We start from the raw sequence: 251 nt of genomic DNA on the forward strand, positions 1-251 counted from the left end.
CCAATGATTGGGGTGAAGTCGTAACAAGGTAGCCGTATCGGAAGGTGCGGCTGGATCACCTCCTTTCTAAGGATATAAATAAGAAAGCGCAAGTGGCTGTTTACCGGCCACTGGAGCTAGACTATTTCGGAACATACTGGGTTGTTTGGTTCAGTTTTGAGAGAGCAAATCTCTCTATTTGTACCTTGAAAACTAAATAAGAGTAACAACGACATCATATTAAAAGGCTGAAACGACCGTTTAGAAACGCA

General features: G+C 42.6%; 1 rRNA gene. It reads left to right on the plus strand.

The window, feature by feature from the left end:
* A 16S ribosomal RNA gene (locus tag L3V42_RS18180) occupies positions 1-66 on the plus strand; the annotation flags it as partial.
* Positions 67-251 lie beyond the last annotated feature (185 nt).

Origin of the sequence: Oceanobacillus alkalisoli, from assembly GCF_022213125.1 — a bacterium.
In the GTDB taxonomy this organism is placed as follows: Bacteria; Bacillota; Bacilli; order Bacillales; family Amphibacillaceae; genus Oceanobacillus; species Oceanobacillus alkalisoli.